General features: G+C 67.6%; 1 protein-coding gene. It reads left to right on the plus strand.

Annotated elements, in window-relative coordinates; genetic code table 11:
• Positions 1–1,881: acetate--CoA ligase (gene acs, locus DIE12_RS37660; protein WP_124524135.1), on the plus strand; the 1,881-nt coding region annotated here is incomplete at both ends.

Below are 1,881 nucleotides of genomic sequence, written 5' to 3' on the forward strand. Positions count from 1 at the left end.
CCGGCCTACCGCGCGCTGGTCGCCGAAGCCGAGCAGGATTACGAAGGCTTCTGGGCGCGTCTCGCGCGCGAGGGCCTCAGCTGGCACAAGCCGTTCACGAAGGTGCTCGACGAGAGCGACGCGCCGTTCTACAAGTGGTTCGACGACGGCGAACTCAACGCGTCGTACAACTGCCTCGACCGCCACGTCGAAGCCGGCAACGGCGAGCGCGTCGCCGTGATCTTCGAGGCCGACGACGGCACCGTCACGCGCGTCACCTATGCCGAGCTGCTGGCACGCGTGTCGCGCTTCGCGAACGCGCTGAAGAAACGCGGGATCGGCAAGGGCGATCGCGTCATCATCTATATTCCGATGTCGATCGAAGGCATCGTCGCGATGCAGGCCTGCGCGCGCATCGGCGCCACGCACTCGGTCGTGTTCGGCGGCTTCTCCGCGAAATCGCTCAACGAGCGGCTCGTCGACGTCGGCGCCGTTGCGCTCATCACCGCCGACGAGCAGGCGCGCGGCGGCAAGACGCTGCCGCTCAAGAGCATCGCCGACGAAGCGCTCGCGATGGGCGGCTGCGAAGCGGTCAAGAGCGTGATCGTCTATCGCCGCACCGGCGGCAAGATCGACTGGCATGCCGAACGCGACCTGTGGATGCACGAGATCGCCGACGGCGAGTCCGACACCTGCGCGCCGGAATGGGTCGGCGCCGAGCATCCGCTGTTCATCCTGTATACGTCGGGCTCGACCGGCAAGCCGAAGGGCGTGCAGCACAGCACCGGCGGCTACCTGCTGTGGGCCGCGCAGACGATGAAGTGGACCTTCGACTGGAAGCCCTCCGACGTGTTCTGGTGCACGGCCGACATCGGCTGGGTCACCGGCCACACGTACATCACGTACGGCCCGCTCGCGTGCGGCGGCACGCAGGTCGTGTTCGAGGGCGTGCCGACGTATCCGGACGCCGGGCGCTTCTGGAAGATGATCGGCGATCACAAGGTCACGGTGTTCTACACCGCGCCGACCGCGATCCGTTCGCTGATCAAGGCCGCCGAAGCCGACGACAAGGTCCATCCGAAGAGCTACGACCTGTCGAGCCTGCGCATCATCGGCACGGTCGGCGAGCCGATCAATCCGGAAGCGTGGATGTGGTACCACAAGCACGTCGGCCAGGAGCGCTGCCCGATCGTCGACACGTGGTGGCAGACCGAAACCGGCGGCCACATGATCACGCCGCTGCCGGGCGCGACGCCGACGGTGCCGGGTTCGTGCACGCTGCCGCTGCCGGGCATCATGGCCGCGGTGGTCGACGAGACGGGCCAGGACGTGCCGAACGGGCAAGGCGGCATTCTCGTCGTCAAGCGTCCGTGGCCGGCGATGATCCGCACGATCTGGGGCGATCCGGAGCGCTTCAAGAAGAGTTATTACCCGGAAGAACTCGGCGGCACGCTCTATCTCGCCGGCGACGGCACGGTGCGCGACAAGGACACCGGCTACTTCACGATCATGGGCCGCATCGACGACGTGCTGAACGTGTCGGGCCACCGGCTCGGCACGATGGAAATCGAGTCGGCGCTGGTCTCGCACGAGCTGGTTGCGGAAGCGGCGGTGGTCGGCCGCCCGGACGACACGACCGGCGAGGCGGTGGTCGCGTTCGTGGTGCTCAAGCGCTCGCGTCCGGAAGGCGAGGAAGCGGCGGCGCTCGCGAAGGCGCTGCGCGACTGGGTCGGCAAGCAGATCGGGCCGATCGCGAAACCGAAGGACATCCGCTTCGGCGACAACCTGCCGAAGACGCGCTCGGGCAAGATCATGCGGCGCCTGTTGCGCTCGCTCGCGAAGGGCGAGGCGATCACGCAGGACACGTCCACGCTCGAGAACCCGGCGATCCTCGAGCAGCTC

It is taken from the genome of Burkholderia sp. Bp9015, assembly GCF_003853505.1.
In the GTDB taxonomy this organism is placed as follows: domain Bacteria; phylum Pseudomonadota; class Gammaproteobacteria; order Burkholderiales; family Burkholderiaceae; genus Burkholderia.